At 66.5% G+C, this 18,587-nt stretch carries 15 protein-coding genes and 1 pseudogene; 4 read left to right on the forward strand and 12 right to left on the reverse strand.

Annotated elements, in window-relative coordinates; translation table 11 throughout:
* The first annotated feature begins 3 nt into the window (after window positions 1-3).
* From C163_RS07570 to C163_RS07580, 3 genes are all read left to right on the forward strand, one after another.
* On the forward strand, window positions 4-294 hold the full coding sequence (locus C163_RS07570) for a DUF5629 family protein (protein ID WP_025338261.1): 291 nt from the start codon (window positions 4-6) through the stop codon (window positions 292-294).
* Window positions 260-1,390 (forward strand): lactonase family protein, encoded by a 1,131-nt coding sequence (locus tag C163_RS07575; protein WP_025338262.1) that lies wholly within the window; start codon window positions 260-262, stop codon window positions 1,388-1,390. Before C163_RS07570 ends, C163_RS07575 begins: the two co-directional genes overlap by 35 nt.
* 122 nt (window positions 1,391-1,512) lie before the next feature.
* The gene (locus C163_RS07580; protein ID WP_025338263.1) at window positions 1,513-1,692 is read left to right on the forward strand and encodes a hypothetical protein; all 180 of its coding nucleotides are present in this window, start codon (window positions 1,513-1,515) and stop codon (window positions 1,690-1,692) included.
* Between the two features lie 146 nt (window positions 1,693-1,838).
* Here the strand turns inward: C163_RS07580 and C163_RS27070 are convergent.
* From C163_RS27070 to C163_RS07625, 10 genes and pseudogenes are all read right to left on the reverse strand, one after another.
* Window positions 1,839-1,946: pseudogene (locus C163_RS27070) on the reverse strand (glutathione S-transferase); the annotation flags it as partial.
* 176 nt (window positions 1,947-2,122) lie between these two features.
* Window positions 2,123-2,716, reverse strand: a complete 594-nt coding sequence (locus tag C163_RS07585) for a glutathione S-transferase (RefSeq protein ID WP_025338264.1) — start codon at window positions 2,714-2,716, stop codon at window positions 2,123-2,125.
* Entirely contained in the window at window positions 2,713-6,357 is a 3,645-nt protein-coding gene (locus C163_RS07590) for an AAA family ATPase (RefSeq protein WP_025338265.1), read from the reverse strand. The genes C163_RS07585 and C163_RS07590 overlap by 4 nt, the downstream gene beginning before the upstream one ends.
* Window positions 6,354-7,592 carry an exonuclease SbcCD subunit D C-terminal domain-containing protein gene (locus C163_RS07595; RefSeq protein ID WP_025338266.1) on the reverse strand — a complete coding sequence of 413 codons (1,239 nt, stop codon included), beginning with the start codon at window positions 7,590-7,592 and terminating at the stop codon, window positions 6,354-6,356. The genes C163_RS07590 and C163_RS07595 overlap by 4 nt, the downstream gene beginning before the upstream one ends.
* Window positions 7,593-7,978: 386 nt before the next feature.
* Complete coding sequence (locus C163_RS07600) at window positions 7,979-9,613, reverse strand: BatD family protein (RefSeq protein WP_025338267.1); 1,635 nt, start codon at window positions 9,611-9,613, stop codon at window positions 7,979-7,981.
* Window positions 9,610-11,328, reverse strand: coding sequence for a tetratricopeptide repeat protein (locus C163_RS07605; protein WP_025338268.1), 1,719 nt, complete (start codon window positions 11,326-11,328; stop codon window positions 9,610-9,612). Before C163_RS07605 ends, C163_RS07600 begins: the two co-directional genes overlap by 4 nt.
* Window positions 11,325-12,401 carry a VWA domain-containing protein gene (locus C163_RS07610; RefSeq protein WP_015269460.1) on the reverse strand — a complete coding sequence of 359 codons (1,077 nt, stop codon included), beginning with the start codon at window positions 12,399-12,401 and terminating at the stop codon, window positions 11,325-11,327. Before C163_RS07610 ends, C163_RS07605 begins: the two co-directional genes overlap by 4 nt.
* Window positions 12,394-12,888, reverse strand: coding sequence for a DUF4381 domain-containing protein (locus C163_RS07615; protein WP_015269461.1), 495 nt, complete (start codon window positions 12,886-12,888; stop codon window positions 12,394-12,396). The genes C163_RS07610 and C163_RS07615 overlap by 8 nt, the downstream gene beginning before the upstream one ends.
* A 13-nt stretch (window positions 12,889-12,901) precedes the next feature.
* Window positions 12,902-13,846 (reverse strand): DUF58 domain-containing protein, encoded by a 945-nt coding sequence (locus C163_RS07620; RefSeq protein ID WP_025338269.1) that lies wholly within the window; start codon window positions 13,844-13,846, stop codon window positions 12,902-12,904.
* 4 nt (window positions 13,847-13,850) lie between these two features.
* Window positions 13,851-14,810, reverse strand: a complete 960-nt coding sequence (locus C163_RS07625; protein ID WP_013971644.1) for a MoxR family ATPase — start codon at window positions 14,808-14,810, stop codon at window positions 13,851-13,853.
* A gap of 562 nt (window positions 14,811-15,372) precedes the next feature.
* Here C163_RS07625 and C163_RS07630 point away from each other — a divergent pair.
* A complete protein-coding gene (locus tag C163_RS07630; RefSeq protein WP_025338270.1) occupies window positions 15,373-16,680 on the forward strand; it encodes a DUF2235 domain-containing protein in 1,308 nt (435 codons plus the stop codon).
* Between the two features lie 147 nt (window positions 16,681-16,827).
* Here C163_RS07630 and C163_RS07635 read toward each other — a convergent pair whose 3' ends face one another.
* Window positions 16,828-17,583, reverse strand: a complete 756-nt coding sequence (locus tag C163_RS07635) for a type 1 glutamine amidotransferase (protein WP_025338271.1) — start codon at window positions 17,581-17,583, stop codon at window positions 16,828-16,830.
* A gap of 72 nt (window positions 17,584-17,655) precedes the next feature.
* The gene (locus tag C163_RS07640; protein WP_025338272.1) at window positions 17,656-18,549 is read right to left on the reverse strand and encodes a dihydrodipicolinate synthase family protein; all 894 of its coding nucleotides are present in this window, start codon (window positions 18,547-18,549) and stop codon (window positions 17,656-17,658) included.
* Between the last annotated feature and the right edge of the window lie 38 nt (window positions 18,550-18,587).

The raw sequence follows: 18,587 nt of genomic DNA on the forward strand, positions 1-18,587 counted from the left end.
CCCATGTCCCCCCTCGCCACCGCCCTGCAGTCCTGCGACATGCTCCTGATCGACGGCCTGCACGCCTTCGACTTCACCTCCGATGAATCCGGCCTCACCATCGAATGCATGGACGGCCGCCAGCTCCGCCGCTGGTCCTTCACCCCCGAGCAGATCACTGCTGCCATCGCCGTGGGTGACGAGTGGCAACTCGACGATGCCAACGGCGAGCATCGACTAGTCTGTATGAGTGCCTTTCGTGCCCCGGATGATGACGAAGATGAATCGGATCTGGACGAGCCTGCTGACCGCTAGCCTGATGAGCGTGACCCTCCACGCCCACGCCGCTACCTTGCTGGTGGGCAGTTACACTGATGGCGCCAGCCAGGGCATCTACCGCTATCAGTTTGACGAAAAGACCGGCCATATCGACCCTGCGCCGCAGCAGGTGGTGAAGAGTGTCAGCCCTTCGTGGCTGGTATTGTCGGCCGATCAACGCCAGCTGTTCGCGGTCAATGAAACCCCGAACGGCCATGCCAGCAGCTTCAGCGTCAGTGCAAAAGGCGAGATCAAGCCCATCAACCAGGTGGCCAGCCAAGGTGACGAGCCGACTCACGCCAGCCTCAGCCAGGACCAGCGTTATCTGTTCGTGGCCAACTACGCGGTCAAGCCCGACCCTGGCGGCAGCCTGGTGGTAATCCCGGTGGCCAAGGACGGCAAGCTCAAGCCGGTGGTGCAACAGGCCCGGCACAAGGCGAGCGGGGTCAACCCCGAGCGCCAGGCTGGCGCCCATGTGCATTCGCTGGTGCTGTCACCCGACGGCCGCCACCTGTATGCCAGCGACCTGGGTGCCGACAAGGTGTTCATCTACCGCTACGACGGTGCAAGCGCAGACCACCCGCTGACGCCGGCGATCCCCGCGTCGGTGGACCTGCCGCCGGGCAGCGGGCCGCGCCACCTGTTGTTCGACGCCAAGGGCCGGCACGCCTACCTGACCCTGGAAATGAGTGCCGACGTGGTGATGTTCGATGTGCAGGAGGGCAACCTGGTCGAACGCCAGCGCCTGCCCCTGACCGAGAGCAAGGAAGCTGCGGCGAAAGCGGCAGGTGGCTTGCACCTGTCGGCAGACGGGCGCTTCCTGTATGTGAGCAACCGAGGCACGGCCAACGAGATCGTGGTGTTCAGCGTGGGCAAGCAGGATGGCCAGCTGACGTTCCTGCAGCGCCGTTCGGTGGAGGGGGATCATCCCCGCGAGTTCGCCCTCGATCCGAGTGACAACTTCCTGCTGGTGGCCAACCAGAAGAGCAACCAGATCGTGGTGATACGCCGCGATCCGCGCAGCGGCAAGCTGTTGGAGACAGTGCAGACGCTGAAGCAGGATGCGCCGTCGGACCTGAAGTTCATCGAGTGATATCGATCGGCGTGATATTCGATACTGCCGCAATGAATTTTTGCCTGCGGCTTCGGCGGCGTAAGTTTGACCCAAGGCCCAAACAGGCCAACGTCAAACCACCGCCGTCGAGGTCAGCCCAGATGAACTTCAATCTCTTCCCGGTCATTGCCGCATCCGCCATTTCCGCTTCGGTCGTATTGCCGACGCATGCCCATGCCGACAGCAGCGGCAAGGCGTCTGCTACCCATAGCTACACCGAACAGTACCTGCGCCAGAGCGCCAACTTCCATGCGGCATTGAGTGGCAAGCACAACCACTGAAGCTGACTCGGTCCCTGTAGGAGCGGCCTAGTGTCGCGAAAGGGCCGCAGAGCGGCCCCGGCAATTTCTGCTGTGACGCAAAAACCTGGAACCGCTGCGCGCCCCAATCGCGACACAAGGCCGCTCCTACAAGGGATCGCGTGAAGCTACCCCTCCAGCCAGCTCCGCACTCGCGGATAAGCCGCCTCGGCGAACCACTGCGGTTCGACCCCGGCAAACTGGCGCATCAGGGGCAGCAACGCGGCATCGGCAATGCGGCATTGAGTGGCAAGCACAACTACTGAACCTGACTCGGTCCCCTGTAGGAGCGGCCTTGTGTCGCGAAAGGGCCGCAGAGCGGCCCCGGCAATTTCTGCTGTGACGAAAAACCTGGGGCCGCTTCGCGCCCCTGTCGCGACACAAGGCCGCTCCTACACGGGATCGCGTGAAGCTACTTGGCCATGACTGACCTGAACAGCTCCGAAGCCAACCACCCCTCCAGCCAGCTCCGCACCCGCGGATAAGCCGCCTCGGCGAACCACTGCGGTTCGACCCCGGCAAACTGGCGCATCAGGGGCAGCAACGCGGCATCGGCAATGCTCGGGTGCGTGGCCAGCAAGTAGGGCCTGCCTGCCAGCAGGCCTTCGAGCTCCGCCAGCCAGGCCTCGGCCTGCTGGCGGTAATGCTCGCGGGTATGCTCGGGGTAGCGCTCGGCATACTTGTACAGGTTCACCTGCGCCTTGAACGTGCTGTCGTTGCGCGCAATCAGGGTTTCAGCCTGCTGCGCCGCCACAGGGTCGGCCTGCAGCCGCCAGTCCTGCGGGTCGTTTTGCGCCAGCGCCCAGCGCATGATGTCCAGGCTTTCTTCGAGCACCCCGGCACCGGTATCCAGTACCGGCACCGTGCCCTTGGGTGACAAGGCCAGCAGTTCTGCCGGCTTGTTCTTCATCGCTACCTCGCGAATCTCCACCTCGCACCCCGCATAGCGCAGGGCCAGGCGCGCGCGCATGGCCCAGGGGCAGCGGCGGAACGAGTAGAGGATCACCCGCACACCTCCACGTCACTCAGGCCATTGCCTTGGCGGCGTACCTGGATCTGCACCGGGATGCGTTCGTGCATTTCCTGCACGTGGGAAATCACCGCCACCTTGCGGCCCTGGGCCTGCAAGCCGTCGAGGGCGTCCATGGCCAGTTGCAGCGACTCGGGGTCGAGGCTGCCGAAGCCTTCGTCGATGAACAGCGATTCGATGCGCAGCGTGCTGGAGGCCATCGAGGCCAGGCCCAGGGCCAGGGCCAGCGACACCAGGAAGGTTTCCCCGCCAGACAGCGAGTGCACCGAACGCAGTTCGTCACCCATCTCGGTGTCCAGCACCAGCAGGCCGAGGGCGCTGCCGCCGCGTTTGAGGCGGTAGCGGCGGGCCAGCTGGCGCAGCTGGGCGTTGGCGTGGTGCAGGAGCAGGTCGAGGTTGTAGCCCTGGGCGATCTTGCGGAACACATCGCCCGAGGCCGAACCGATCAGGGCGTTCAGGCGAGCCCAGCGTTGCCACTGCTGGTGGGCCTGTTCTATTTCCGCCGCCAGCGCCTGGTGCGCCTGTTGGCGACGCTGGTCATCGGCCTGCTGTGCACGCAGTTCGGCGCATTGCTGCTCATGGCCGGCCAGGCGTTCACGCAGTTCGGTCAGGGCCTGTTCCAAGGCGTCGGCCGAGGTGTCCACAGTCATTTGCGCGGCATGTTGCTGCAGGCGTTGTTCACGTTCCTGCAGCAGCACGCGGCCCTGTTCGATGGCCTTTTCGGCGCCTTGCAGGCGCTGGCGCAGCTCATTGACCTGCGCATCCTCCATGCCCAGCAGGCGATCCAGGCCGGCGTCGTCCAGTTCCGGGTGTTCTGCGCGCCACTGGGCGATCTGGCCCTGCAACTGCTGGCACTCGGCGTCCAGCGCCTGCTGCTGCTGGGTGTTGGCCTTGAGTTCGCTGGCCAGTTGCACGCCTTGGGTACGCAGCTCCTGCAGGCGCTGGGCAGTGTCGGCGTCGAGGGCGCGGGCCTGCTCCAGCGCGGCGTCCATGTGCTGTTGCCAGGCTTCGGCGCTTGTGTGCCCGCCAAGCAGTTCGCCAAGCGAAGCCTGGGCCTGTTGGCGCTGCTCGTCGAGGGCGGCAAGTTTCTGCTGCAGCTGCTGCTGGGTCTGCACGCGTGCCTGCTGCTGGTCGCGCAGCTTGTCCAGCTGGGCCTGGCGGGCTTGCTGTTCTTCCTGTTCGTCCTTGCGCTGCTCCAGTTGCTGCAGGCGTTGGGCGATCTGCTGGTCCAGGGCGAGGAAGGCATTGGCCGGGTCGTCGTTCAAGGCCTTGAGGGCCTCTTCGGGCAATACGCCGGCAAGGTCCGCGAGGCCTTGCTGCAACTGCTGCTCGTCGCTGGCCAGGGCCTGGTGCTGTTGCTCCAGGTGGCGCTGGGCTTGCTGTTGCGCCTGCTGGGCGGCCTGCAATTGCTGGTTGAGACGGGCTGCATCTTTTTGCAGGGCGAGCAGGGCGCTCTGGCGTTTCTCGTCCTGGCCGATTTCTTCGTCCAGGCGCCGCAGCTGGCTGTCGAGCCAGGCACTGCGGGCCTTGTCGTCCTGCGGGGCCAGGGCCGGCCACAGGCTGTGCGCCTGCACCTGGGCCACCAGCGGTTGCAGCTGTTCGTCCAGGTGCTGCTGTTGCTGCTGGAAGTCCTTGAGCTGGGCGTTGACCACGCCCAGCTGGGTGCGCAGCTCCACCAGCTTGCTGTTGAGGGTTTCGACCTGCTTCTGCGCGGCATCTTCTTCGGCCTGGTCATGGCGACCCAGGCTTTGCAGCAGCGCTTCAGGCTGGTGGAACGGGTGCTCGGCGCTGCCGCACACCGGGCAGGGTTCGCCGTCGCGCAACTGGCCGCGCAACTCTTCGACGCTGGTGTTGCGTGCCAGGCGCTGGCGTTCCAGCAACTGGCGGGTGAGGTTGAGCGCTTGCTCGGCGGCTTCCAGCTCGGCCTTGGCGGCGGTGCCTTCGGTAATCAGTTGCTGGCGCTGCTGCATGGCCTGCTGCTGACGCACGCGCACGGCCTCCAGCTGCTGGCGCAGTTCCAGTTCACGGCCATGCAGGCGTGACAGCTCTTCCACGGCGCGCTGCTGCTTGCGGTTGTCCTGCAGCATGCCACCCAGCAGGTCGATCTGTTCTGCCAGGGCCTGGGGTTCGGCCTTGGCTTCGCGGAACAGCAGCTCGAAGGCATCGCGCTCGGCCTGCAAGTGCGCATTGGCCTGGCTGGCCTGGGCCTGCAGGCCGGGCAGCTCTTCACGGCCCTTGGCCAGGCGGCCACCGATCAGCATCACTTGCTTCAGTTGCGGCAGGTAGGCGTGCCAGGCATTGGCCAGGCCCGCCAGGTGCTGGCTGTCGGCGAGCGCGGTGTCGATCTGCGCCAGTTGCTGCAGGCTGCGCTGCTGGTTGTCTTCCAGCTGCTGCAGGTGCTGCTGGCCTTCGGCGACCTGCTGCTCGGCCTGCTGGCCGGCGCTGCGCTGTGCTGCCAGCTCCTGCTCCAGACGGGCCAGGTTGTCCTGGGCGGCGAAGGCCTGGCGCAGGCGAGGGGCGTTCTCGCTGTGTTGGGCCTGGCTATCGGCAAGCGCCTGACGCGCGGCGTCCAGCGCCTGTTCGAGCTCGCTGGTGCGCACTTGCAGCTCGGCTTGCTGCTGCTGTTGCTCGGCGATCTTCGCTGCCAGCGGTGCCAGTTGCGCGGTCAGTGTCTGCTGGCGGTGGAACTGGTGACGCTGCGGGGCCAGGCGCTCCAGGCGCACCAGGTCCAGGCGCTGCTCAGCCAGTTGTTGCCAGCCCTGTTCGGCGGCCTGCAGCGCGGTGCCGGCTTCGGCGTGCTGGGCCTGCAGCTGGCGCTGCTCGTTCAGCCAGTTGCGTTGCTGCTCCAGCTGGCGCTCGCCGGCCTGGTCGGCCTTGAACTGCTGCTGCGCCTGTTCCAGGCGCTGGTCGAGCTCGGCGCGGGCTTCGGCGGCCATCGGCAGCAGGTGGCTGGCACGGTCCTTCAGGGCATTGTGGGCCTCGCCGGCTTCGCGTGCCTTGCTGAAGGCCCGCTGGCCCAGGCGAGTGTAGATGGCGGTGTTGGTGAGCTTTTCCAGCAGCTCGCTGCGTTCTTTGTCGTCGGCCTTGAGGAAGGCGCCGAATTCGCTCTGGGCCAGCATCACCGCGCGGGTGAACTGTTCGAAGTTCAGGCCCAGGCGGGCTTCGACCAGTTGCTTGTATTCGTTCTTGCCGCTGCCCAGTACCTGCTCGCTGTCCAGGTCATAGAAGCTCTGGCGGCTGTGCTGCAGCTTGCCGTTGGCCTTGTCGCGGGCGCGGTTGGCTTCCCAGCGGGCGCGGTAGCGGCGGCCATCGATGCCGACGAAATCGACTTCGGCAAAGCCGCTGCCGGTGCCGCGGCGCAGCAGGTTGCGCGGGTCGGAGGTAGGGATCTCGCCGTCTGCATCCGGTACCTTGGCCTCGCGGCCAATGTCGTTCAGCCGTGGCACGGTGCCGAACAACGCCAGGCACAGGGCGTCGAGCAGGGTACTTTTACCCGCCCCGGTAGGCCCGGTGATGGCGAACAGGCCGGCGCTGGCCAGCGGTTCGGCGGTGAAATCGATATCGACCGGGCCGGCCAGGGATGCCAGGTTCTTCAGGCGGATGGCAAGAATCTTCATGGCTGTTCCTCTTCCTGCTGCACGTCCTGCAACAGCAGGGCGAAGTCGGCCAGCGCCTGTTCGTCGGCGGGGTTGCCATAGGCCTGCTCCCAGGCGCGGCTGAACAGGTCCTGCGGGGTCATCTGGGCCAGTTCGACAAAGGCCAGGTCATCGTCTTCGGCATTGTTGCGGCCGGCGTATTCGGCACTGATGCGGATCAAGCGCACGGCCTTGCCTTCCAGTGCGGTTTCGATCTGCTGGCGCAGGTCGGGTTGCGGCTCGTCCAGTATCACCCGCACCTCCAGCCAGGGCTGGCGGTTGGGGTCTTCGAGCAGGTCGATCACTGGCAGCTCGGCCAACTGCTCCAGCAGTTCGCCCAGTGGTGCCGGGCCGACCCGTTGCAGGGCCACGGCGCGCGGTACCGGGCGCGGTTCGACGCTGACCAGGCCGGTGCCGTCAAGCTCCACTTCCAGCACCTGGTGCGGGTAGTTGATTTCGGCGAACGACAGCGGGATCGGCGAGCCGCTGTAGCGGATGCGTTCTTCGCGGTTGACCTTCTGCGGCTTGTGCAGGTGGCCCAGGGCGACGTAGCTGATGGCCTTGTCGAACAGCTTGGCTGGCAGCGCCTCGGCGTTGCCGATGATCAGGCTGCGCTCGGAGTCCTCCGACACCGCGCCACCGGCCATGTGCGCGTGGCTGATGGCGATCAGCGCCTGGTCCTTCTTGCGCTTCTTTTGCGCGGCGGCGATCAGCTGCTGGTGCACCTGGGTGATGCCTTGCAGGTAGTCGTCGCCCAATTGCGGGCCGGTCACCTCGGCCGGGCGCAGGAAGGGCAAGGCCAGGCACCAGGCGGCGACCTTGCCACGGCCGTTGGTCAGCGGTATCAGCAGGCGTTCGGCGTCCAGCTGGCCCTCGTCCAGCCAGTGCACACGGCCCAGGGCATGGGTGCGCAGGCGGCGCATCAGTGCCGCGGGCAGCTCGATGCGCGAGCCGGAGTCGTGGTTGCCGGCGATCATCACGATGTCCAGCTTCGGCTGTTGTTCGTGGGCCTGGACGATGAAGTCGTAGAGACGTTCCTGGGCTTTGACCGGCGGGTTGACCGTGTCGAAGATATCGCCGGCGATCAGCAGCGCATCCGGCTGGCGCAGGCGCAGCTGGCCGAGCAGCCAGTCGAGGAAGCAGGCGTGTTCGAAGTCGCGTTCCTGGCCGTGCAGGCTTTGGCCCAGGTGCCAGTCGGAGGTATGAAACAGACGCATGGATGACCTGTTGGTGTCGAGTCGAGCAAGCGGGGAAAGGGCGGTATGGTAACCCAAGCATGGGGCTAACAGGTGCTCGCCTGAAAGTGTGTCGGCGAACACCTGGCAGCCTTGATGCGATCACGCTTTCTGTAGGAGCGGCCTTGTGTCGCGAAAGGGCCGCAAGGCGGCCCCGGCGATTTTGCGGTGATGCGAAGATCCTGGGGGCGCTTTGCGCCCCTTTCGCGACACAAGGCCGCTCCTACAGGGGCCGCGCTTGTCTTGGGGCTGTGTCCTAAGCGGGTTGATTCTGAAGCATTGGGGGCAGGTTCAGAAATATCTTACGGTGGCACCGGCTGCGCCGGTGTTCGCGGGCATGCCCGCGAAGAGGCCCGCACAGCAACCACTTACTTGGGATAGAGCGGCGGCAGGCTGCCGTTCTCGCCGGTCGGCAGCAATACCTGCTCAGCCGGCGGAATCGTACCGATCGCCCGCCACAAGTCTTCACCCTGCCAATACTGCCCGCTCTCGCTATACAGCGCCCCGTTCAACCCATCCAGTGCATCCGACAACGGCACGAACCGCGCCGCCATCTCGGCCAGGGTCTCCGGCTGCTGGCGGGCCCAGGCGTCCAGCGCCTGGCGGGTTGCCTGTGGGTCGTTGGCCTGGCACGCGCGCTTGAGATCATCCAGCAAGGTACGCGGGCTCGGCCCGGCCTGCGCGGCGCGCAGCACCGCTGGCTGTGAGCGGGCGCGCCACCACAGGGCAAAGCCCAGCAAGGTGGTGAGGGCGAACACCAGGGTGGCCAGCTGCCATGGCCACAGCAAGCTGCTGGCACTGCTGTTGTCACCAACCGGGGTGTCGGCGCTCAGCGCCGGGTTGTCCTGCACGTTCAGCGTGCGCGCCGGCAGGCTGCTGTGCTCCAGGTGGTCTTCGCGGGTGTTCCACCAGGCCACTTCCAGCGCCGGCAGGGCCAGCGTACCGCTGTGGGTCGGCACCAGGGCTTCGCGCTCTTCGCGGTTGGCGGTCATGCCGCGCTCGCTGATTTCGTTGCGCAGCAACGGCTGGTCGGGGTAACGGCGCAGGCCGGTGATTTCGGTGGCTGGCAGCGGCGGCAACTGGGTGCTGGACAAGCCTTCGGCACGCAAGGTGATGTTGCGGGTCAGCGAGTCGCCAATCTGCACCTGCTGGTTGCCAGGGTCGGGGTTCCAGTGCTCTTCCAGGGTCAGGCTGCGGGCCGGTAGCCATGGCACGCCAGCAGGCCAGGCCGCCGGAATCGGCCGTACGGCCAGGCGCAATGGCAGCGAGCTGACCTGCACCTGGTGGCCGGCCCGGGCCGTGCCGTTGGCTTGTGGGGCTTGGTCCGGGCTGGCGGCGGCGGTGGCGGTGAAGGTCAGTGGCGGGATGTCGAGGGTGCCGCTTTGCTGGGCATACACGGCATAGCGGGTTTCGATCACGCCGTGGCGGACGCCGTTGATTTCCTTTTCATAGGTGCGCGATTCACCCAGCGGTTCGACTTTGGCGTTTTCCAGTTGCAGCGGGCTGAGGCTGCTGTCGTCGTACAGTGCCACCGAATGGTAGATGCGCAGGGTGAGCACGGCCTGGGCCTGGACGTAGACCTCGCTGCTGTCGAGCGTGGCTTCGATGAACACCTGCGAGGCACTGTCCTGGCGGCTGGCATCGGCCTGCAGCACTTGCAGTTCGATGGCCTGGCTGTGCGACTGGCCCAGTTGCAGTTCGGGGATGCGCAGGCTGCCGCTGCGCCGCGGCAGCAGGGTGATGATCCAGCGGGTGCTGGCGCGGGTTTCGCCGTCGAGACTGTGCAGGCTGTTCAGTTGGCGCGTGCCGCGCACTTCGAAGTCACCCTCCAGCGCGCGCAGGTCGGGCTTGCCGAACTGGGTGACGTCCTGGCTTTCCAGGGTGAGCTCCAGGCTTTCGCCGGCTTCCAGGCGGGTACGGTCGACGCTGGCGCGCAGCAACGGTTCGGCCTGGGCCAGCACGGCCCACAGCAGACTGAGGAGAAAGACGCCGAAGCGACTCATCGTGGGGTTTCCTGATGCAATTGCTGTTCATACCAGAATTTGCGCCGCAGCAGCTCCGCCGGGTTGTCGGGGATCTCCCGCAGCCATTGTTCCAGGGCCTGGCGCTGTTCGGCATCGAGGCTGGTCGATACCGGGCGCTGCGGCGGCTGGATGACGCTGTCATCCGCGCCCGCCTGGTTGCCGGGCGCTACCTGGCTGTTGCTGCTGCCTTCGCCGGGCTGTTCGGCGCTGGCTTGTTCGTCGTTGCCGGGCGTGCCCTGGGCCGGGCTGCTGGCCGAGCTGCTGTTGCCTTCGGTTTCGCTGCCGGGCGTGCCTTGGGCATCGCTGCCGGCCGGTTGTTCCTCGGCCTTGGCTTCGCGCTGTTGCAGCAGTTGCTGCACCAGTGCCTGGTTGTCCAGCGCCACTTGCAGGTCGGGCTGGCGTTCCAGGGCTTGTTCGTAGGCGTCCAGGGCTGCTTCCAGTTCACCGCTGTGGGCCAGGGCATTGCCTCGATTGTAGTGGGCGGCGGCGGTGTCGCCTTGGGAAAAGGCCTCGGCGGCGCCGGCATAGTCGCCCGCCTGGTACAGGGCCATGCCGCGCCATTGCGGGTCCTGGAACTGGCGCGCAGCGCTGGCCGGGCGGTTCTGCTCCAGCAGGCGCTGGCCTTGCTGGTCGGGGCGCAGCCACAGGTCGTTGAACTCGAAGGCCTGGCTGGGCTGGGGCAGGGCCAGCAGCAGCGGCAGGCAGAACAGCCAGCCGCGTCGGCCGGCACAGGCGGCCAGCAGCAACAGCGGCAGCAGCAGCCAGTAACCCTGGTCGGCCCAGCTGTCCAGTTGCAGGGTCTGGCCGTCATTGCGCCCGGCGCGCGGGTTGTCGAACAGGCCCAGGCCACGCAGGTCGAGGTCGTCGATGCGGGCATGCCGGTAGCGCCCGCCGGTGCCGCTGATGAAGCCCTTGAGGCTGGCGCTGTCCAGGCGTGGCAACAGGATGCCGCCCTGGTCGTCCTTGAGGTATTCGCCATTGGCCTGGCGCACCGGTGCGCCTTCGCGGCTGCCGATGCCCAGCATCAGCAGGCTCGGGCCCTGGCGGCCGAGGGCCTGGGCGATGCCTTGGCGCTCCGGGGCGCTGAGCGACGAGCCGACCAGCAGCAGGCGGCCCTGGCCCAGGCCGCTCTGGGCCAGCAGGGCCAGGCCTTTTTGCACGGCCAGGTCGGCGCGCTGGCCGGGTTTGGGCATGATCGACGGGTCGATCGCCTCGAGCAGGTTGCGGCTGGTGGCCAGGTCATCGGACAGTGGCACCAGGGTGTGCGCGGAGCCAGCGTAGACCACCAGCGCGGTCTGGCTGTCGCGGCGGTGCTCCAGCAGGTCGAGGATCTTGCGCCGCGCCTGCTCCAGGCGGTTGGGCGGGCTGTCCTCGGCGAGCATCTGCGGGGTCAGTTCGAGCAGGATCACCAGCGGGTCGGCCGGGCGCTGGCGGCTTTCTTCCACGCGCTGCCAACTGGGCCCGAGCAGCGCCAGGATCACCAGCACCCAGGCCAGGCCCAGCGCCACCCACGGCAGCTTGCTGGTGCTGCCGCTGCCACCGCCGAGCAGGACGCCATGGAACGCCGGCGGCAGAATCATCTGCCAGCGCCCGGCGCGCTTGCGCCGGTGCCACAGTTTGTACAGCAGCCAGGCGAGCAGGGGCACGGCCAGCAGCCAGAGCGGGCGCAGCCATTCGGGCCATAGTTCGATCATCGCCGCCTCCTCAGGCGCAGGCGCTTCAGGCGCTGGCGCCATTCCGGGTGCGGTTGCAGGAAGCGCGGCTTGCGCAGCAGGCGGTGCAGCAGGTTGTCGGGCCATTGCACGGCCAGCACCAGCAGCACGCTCAGCAGCAAGGCCAGGGCCAGGGGCCAGGCATACAGGGCCTTGGCCGTGCGCGCCTGGGTCGGTTGCTGGGCCACCGGTTCGAGCTGGTCGAGGGTGTCGCCGATGGCGTCCAGTTCGGCGCCGTCATGGGCGCGGAAGTAGGTACCGTGGGTGATGTCGGCAATTTCCTTGAGCGAGGCTTCGTCCAGGTCCAGGCTCGGGTTCAGGCCGAGCAGGCCGGGGGTGCCACTGGCCTCGGGGTTGGCGCCGATGCCGATGGTGTAGATACGCACGCCTTCCTGGGCGGCCAGGCGGGCGGCGGTCAGCGGGTGGATCTGCCCGCCGTTGTTGGCGCCGTCGGTGATCAGCACCAGCACCCGGCTTTGTGCCGGGCGTTGACGCAGGCGCTTGACCGCCAGGCCAATGGCATCGCCAATGGCAGTGTTCTTGCCGGCGATGCCGATCTGCGCCTCGTCGAGGAAGGTGCGCACGGTGCGCCGGTCGAAAGTGAGCGGCGCCTGCAGGTAGGCCTGGCTGCCGAACAGGATCAGGCCGACGCGGTCGCCTTCGCGGTCCTGCAGAAAGTCGCCGAGCAGCGCCTTGACCAGGTCGAGGCGGCTGATTTCTTCGTTCTGCCACTGCATGTCGGGGAAGTCCATCGACCCGGACACATCCACCGCCACCAGCAGGTCGCGGCCGCTGGCAGCCACTGGCACCGGCTCGCCCAACCATTGCGGGCGGGCGGCGGCGCACAGCAGCAACAGCCAGATGACGACAAAGGGCGCCTGCTGGCGCCAGGTCGGCAGGTTGAGCCGCGCGCGGCGCCCGGCCAGGCCTTCCAGTTCGTCGAGAAAGCCCACCTTGAGCACCGGTTCGCCGCTGTCGGCGGCCGGCAGCACCAGGCGCGCCAGCCACGGCAGCGGCAACAGGGCGAAGACCCACGGCCAGGCCAGTTCAAACATGCTTGCGAATCCAGGTTTCGACGGCTTGGCTGAGCCCGGCGATGGCCTTGTCGTCGAGCTTGCACTCGGGTTTGTAGGCGCCCTCTACCAGTACCATCCAGCGGGTCAGGCCGGCGGCCGGGCAGCGGTTGTCAAGAAACGCCAACCACTGGCGACCGTTCAGGGTATGGCTGTTGGCACCCGGGTAGTGGCTGCGGCACAGGCGCTTGAGCAGGGCGTTGATCTGTTGCAGCCAGGCCCCGGCCGGGGCGCCGTCGTAGGGGCGCGGCAGCCGCGCCAGTTCGGCCAGCGCTTCCACGCGCACCGGGTCCAAGGGTTGTTCGGCACGCACGATGCGGCGTTTGCCCGGGCGCCAGTGGCGCACCCGCCACAGGCCCCAGGCCAGCAGCGGCAGCACGGCCAGCAGCAGCCACCAGCCGGGTGCCGGTGGCCACAGGCCGATCGGCGCGGGGGCGATCAGCGGCTGCAGTTGGTCAAGCGGGTTCATTGGCCGCTGCTCTTCATGACGCGCTCCGTGGCCGCTGGGCGTTCAGGTACTCGCGCAGTTGCTCGATCATTTCGCTTTGGGTGCTCAGTGGCATCAGCAGCACGCGCAGCTTTTGCGCCATCAGCTCCCAGCGCTCGATGCGCGCTTCGGCCTGCTGGCGGTAGGCCTGGCGCAGGTTGGCGTCCAGGGTGTCGAGCTCCAGCTGCGCGCTGCGCTGGGCAAAGCGCAGCAGGCCGGCGGCAGGCAGGGCGTGGTCGAGCGGGTCGGACACCGGCATCAGCAGCAGGTCGCAATGGCGCGAGAGCATGGCCAGGTGCTGCTCCACCTGGGCAGTGAGCGAGCGCTCATCGCAGATCACGATGGCCAGGCTGCCGGGGCGTAGCACTTCGCGGGCGCGGCGCAGGGCCAGGCCGAGGCTGTCGGCCCCGGGGCTGGCTTCGGTGTGCAGCGCCTGGTTGACCTTGGCCAGGCGGTTGAGCAGTTGCAGCAGGCTCTGCTTGCTGCGCCGGGGCTTGATTTCGTGGTGTTCGTTGTCGCCGAACACCAACCCGCCGATGCGGTCGTTGTGGCCCAGCGCGGCCCAGCCAAACAGCGCGGCGGCCTGGGCGGCCAGCACCGACTTGAACATCAGCCCCGAGCCGAAGAACAGCCGTTGGCTCTGCTCGACGAGGATGAAGATGGGCCGTTCGCGCTCTTCGTGGAACAGCTTGGTGTGCGGCTCCTGAGTGCGCGCGGTGACCCGCCAGTCGATGTTGCGCACATCGTCGCCGGCCTGGTAAACGCGCACCTGGTCGAAGTCCACGCCGCGCCCGCGAAGCTTGGAGTGGTGCAGGCCCACCAGCGGGCTGCGCTGGCCGGGCCGGGAAAACAGCTGGATTTCGCGCACGCGGTGGCGCATGTCGATCAGCTCGGCAAGGCCGATGCGGATGCCGGGCTCGGCCAGCGACGCGGTGGGCATGGGCTCAGGCAACGGCGACGACGTCGAGGATGCGCTGGACCACGCGGTCCTGGTCGATCCCCGCCGCCTCGGCCTCGAACGAGAGGATGATGCGGTGGCGCAGTACGTCGAACAGCACCGCCTGGATGTCTTCGGGGCTGACGAAATCGCGCCCGGCCAGCCAGGCGTGGGCGCGCGCGCAGCGGTCCAGCGAAATGGAACCACGCGGGCTGGCGCCGTAGGCGATCCAGTCGGCCAGTTCGGCATCGAACTTGGCTGGGGTGCGGGTGGCCATCACCAGTTGCACCAGGTATTCCTCCACCGCGTCGGCCATGTACAGGCCGAGGATTTCCTTGCGGGCGGCGAAGATCGCCTGCTGGCTGACCCGGCGCTCGGGCTTGGTCTCGCCGCCCAGGGCTTCACCACGGGCCTGCAACAGGATGCGCCGCTCTACCGCAGCGTCGGGGAAGCCGATTTTCACGTGCATCAGGAAGCGGTCGAGCTGGGCTTCGGGCAGCGGGTAGGTGCCTTCCTGCTCGATCGGGTTCTGCGTTGCCATCACCAGGAACAGCGGCGACAGGTCGTAGGTGCTGCGGCCCACGCTGACCTGGCGTTCGGCCATGGCTTCGAGCAGTGCGGACTGCACCTTGGCCGGGGCGCGGTTGATTTCGTCGGCCAGCACCAGGTTGTGGAAGATCGGCCCCTGCTGGAAAACGAAGCTGCCGGTTTCCGGGCGATAGATTTCGGTGCCGGTGATGTCGGCCGGGAGCAGGTCGGGGGTGAACTGGATGCGATGGAACTGCGCCTCGATGCCTTCGGCGAGCTCTTTGATGGCCTTGGTCTTGGCCAGGCCCGGCGCACCTTCGACCAGCATGTGGCCGTCGGCCAGGAGCACGATCAACAGCCGCTCGACCAGTTTCTCCTGGCCTAGGATCTGGGAAGAAAGAAAGGTGCGCAGCGCGATCAGCGCTTCACGGTGTTCCATCGGTGACGGTTCCTGGTATGGGGCCGCAGGCGGCTGGAAGCAGCAGCCCTGGCAAGGGGTGATACTTTAATCCATCCGGGGGGGTGGCGACCAATGGCGGCAGGGAAATTTAGGTGCGTTTTACATAATGTATCGGGCCGCCAGGTGCTCGCCGTGGCATTTTCGGGGCCTGTGAGATCGAGCGCCGCCCGCGCGGCGCTTCGCGGCACAAGGCCGCTCCCACATCTGTTTCGGGCCAGTCATTCCTGTAAGGTCTCCTCTGTCCGCCTTGTTTGTTCCATTCGATATTGAAGGGCGCAGTTGTTCTTCATCCATCTCCAGTCATGCACCAAGGCTGCAACCCACCTGGCACAGGAATAACTGGCCCGAAACAGATGTGGGAGCGGCCTTGTGCCGCGAAGCGCCGCGCGGGCGGCGCTCGATCTCTGCATCACCTCAACGCTCAAGACAAACATCTGGCAGCGTTGCCGAAATGTCCTGTAAAGGAATGGCCATTGCCTGATGTTCCGCGGCGGCGTGCTGGCGCCTGCTTGTGCTTTTTGTACAAGCAGGAGGCAGGACAATGGGCCTGAACAGCTGTAGCACTGCACGCATCACGCCGGTCACTCTGCGTTTTGGCGTGTTCTTCGATGGCACCGGTAACAACCTGAACAATGTGATGCCGGTGGATGCACCGGTGGGTAAAGGGGGCAGTTATGCCAATGCCTTGAGCAATGTGGCCCTGTTGCATGCGCTGTATCCGGCGCAGGGGGCCAATGCTGACGGGACCATGGCGTTTCTGAAGCGCTATGTCGAGGGCGTTGGCACCTTGGCCGGGGAGGCGGATCATGCCTATGCCTCGGCCACCGGGTGTGGGCGCTGGGGGGCCGAGGCGCGGGTCGCCGAGGCCTTGGCGGGAATTGCCGGGCAGTTGCGGGACTGGGGCCAGGCGCATCCACAGGCAAGGCTCGAGCGGGTCGAGTTCGACCTGTTCGGTTTCAGCCGGGGTGCGGCGGCTGTGCGGCATCTGGCCAACCTGCTGCATGATGGCGGCAGCAGCCTGTTGGCTGTGTCCTGCGGCATCGTTATCAATTTCATCGGCCTGTTCGACACGGTGGCGGCGATCATCGCGCCGCTGCAGGGCGACTTCGACCCCGCCGACGACCGCCATGGTGGCTTGCGCCTGGGCCTGGGTGCGGGCATTGCCCGGCAAATGGTGCAGCTGGTGGCGGGTGACGAGCAGCGGCACAACTTCCCGCTGGTGCGCAGTGGCCATGACATCGTGTTGCCGGGCGTGCACTCGAACATTGGCGGTGGTTACCCGGATACCACGCAAGAGCAGGTGCTGCTGTGCAAACCGCAGTCACAGCGGGTGCCGCTGGGTATGCGCGCCGAGCAGACTCGGGTGCATGCCACCGTCAGTGCCTTGCTGGCGTCGGCGTTCGGCGAACTGGGGGCGCCCAGGCCACAGGTGCTGGCCTGGGAGGAGCCGATTGCCGGTGGCCGGCCGAGCGAGGCGCAAAAGCAGGTGTATGCGGCGGTGTACCGCGAGCGGGAAGTGGCGGGGCAGCTTTCCCGGGTGTACCTGAGCATCATGCGTGAGTTGGCGGTGCGGGCGGGTGTGCCGTTTGCGCCGTTGGGTGGGCAGGCTGAGCATCGGTTGCCGGAGGAGTTGCTGGGCATCAGCCGCAAGTTGCACGGGTTTGCCTTGGGTGAGAGTGAGCAGCCTGGGTTGACCGAGGATGAGCAGCGTTTTTTGCGCGACAGGTATGTGCATGCGTCGGCGAACTGGAATGCGTTGAAGGGGTTGCGTAACAGTGTGCTGGATGTGCTGTTCGTCGATCGGCCGGGGGCAGGGGGGCGGGTGATGCATGCGAATCCGCCAACTTGAGTGAAGCTTCTTTGGCTGGCGATGGCGCGATCCCTCGTAGGAGCGGCCTTGTGTCGCGAAAGGGCCGCAAAGCGGCCCCAGCGATTTCTGCGGCGAAGCTGAGAATGCTGGGGCCGCTGCGCGCCCCATCGCGACACAAGGCCGCTCCTACAGGGGCTGTATTGACGTATCGGTCTTGTGCAAAGCAGTTGCGTTGTATTCCTCGACCAGGTGGTCGAGGAACACGAACAGCTTATGGTTCATCTCATCCCAGTTGTTGGCGCGCAGCGCGGCGGGTTGCTGTACGAAGCGGCGATCGGCGAGGGTGGCCAGTTCACCTTCGGACGCGGCGATCAGCAGTTCGACCACCTCGGCGGTGAACTCCATGTGGCACTGGAAGCCATACACCAGATTGCTGTATTCGACGATCTGGCGCGGGCAGCCTTCGCTGGTGGCGAGGACTTTGGCGTCGGCCGTCAGGCCTGGCATGTCGTTGTGCCAATGGCCGACCTGTAGAACTTCGCCAAAGTGGGCGACTTTGCCATCGGCTTTGCCTGCAGCTGTCAGGCGGATGGGGAATTTGCCAATTTCCTTTTCCGGGCTGTGGCCAAACCGGGCACCCAATGCCTCACCGATGAGCTGGGAGCCCAGGCAGATACCGACCACGGCCTTGCCGGCAGTAATGGCTTGCCGGATCAGCCGACATTCGGCGGCAGCATCGAAGTGTGGACATTGTGCGACGGTGGTGGCCGGGTCTTGTGGCCCTCCGAGCACGACCAGCAGGTCGAAGTGGCTGGCATCCGCAGGCAGGGCCTGGTTGGCGTAGACACGGGAGTAGCTGGCGTCATGACCTCGGGCCTTGACCCAGGTTTCATAGGCACCGGGTGCTTCGAATGATTCGTGGACGATGAAGTGGACTTTCATGGTGAGTCTCTACGGTGATGGTGCAGTAGGCACTGCCCGGCAGCCAGTTGCTGCCGGACAGGTCTCGATGGTTCAGTCGGCCTCGCCCAGGGCGTCCAGCAAGCCCTTCAGGTACGCGCTGCCTTGCGCATCCAGCAGCTGCAGGGGCAGGCGTGGAGCGCCGACATCCTGGCCGAGCATCTTCAAACCGGCCTTGATGGTGGTGGGCAGGCCACGGCGGGTGATGTATTCCAGCAGTTCGTACTGGCGGTAGAACAGCGCGCGAGCTTCAGCCAGGTCGCCTTGCTGCACCGCGTCCCACAGCGCCAGGTTCAGCGCCGGGATCAGGTTGGGCGCGGCGGTGCACCAGCCAGTGGCGCCGGCCACCAGGGCTTCCAGGGTGAGCGGGTTGCAACCGTTGTAGAAGGCCACCTGGCCATCGGTGGCCTTGAACAGGCGGTGCATGCGCTGGATGTCGCCGGTGCTTTCCTTGACCATCGTCACATTGGGCACTTCGCCGAGGATGCGCAGGATCAGCTCCACCGACAGGTCGGTGCCGCTGGTGCCCGGGTTGTTGTAGAGCATGATCGGAATGTCGATGGCCGCGCCCACCGCCTTGTAGTGGGCGACCACTTCGGCTTCGGTGAGCTTCCAGTAGGAGATGGGCAGCACCATCACCGCCGTGGCGCCGCAGGCCTGTGCCAGGCGGGCGCGTTGCACGGTGCGTGCGGTAGTCAGGTCGGAGACGCTGACCACGCTGGGTACGCGGCCGGCAATGCGTGCCAGGCTGAAGCGCACCACCGTTTCCCATTCGCTGTCGGACAGGTAGGCGCCTTCGCCGGTGCTGCCCAGTGGTGCGATGGCGTGTACGCCGTCTTCTATCAGGCGGTCGATGGACAGGCCCAGGGCATCCAGGTCGAGCGCGCCGTCTGCCGTGAAGGGAGTGATGGTGTAGCCGATAACGCCGCGAATTACAGGTGTAGACATAACCAGGCACCTCTGCCGTTGTTGGGGAAAGAGTACAG

The organism is Pseudomonas sp. FGI182 (genome assembly GCF_000511325.1).
Taxonomy (GTDB): domain Bacteria; phylum Pseudomonadota; class Gammaproteobacteria; order Pseudomonadales; family Pseudomonadaceae; genus Aquipseudomonas; species Aquipseudomonas putida_Z.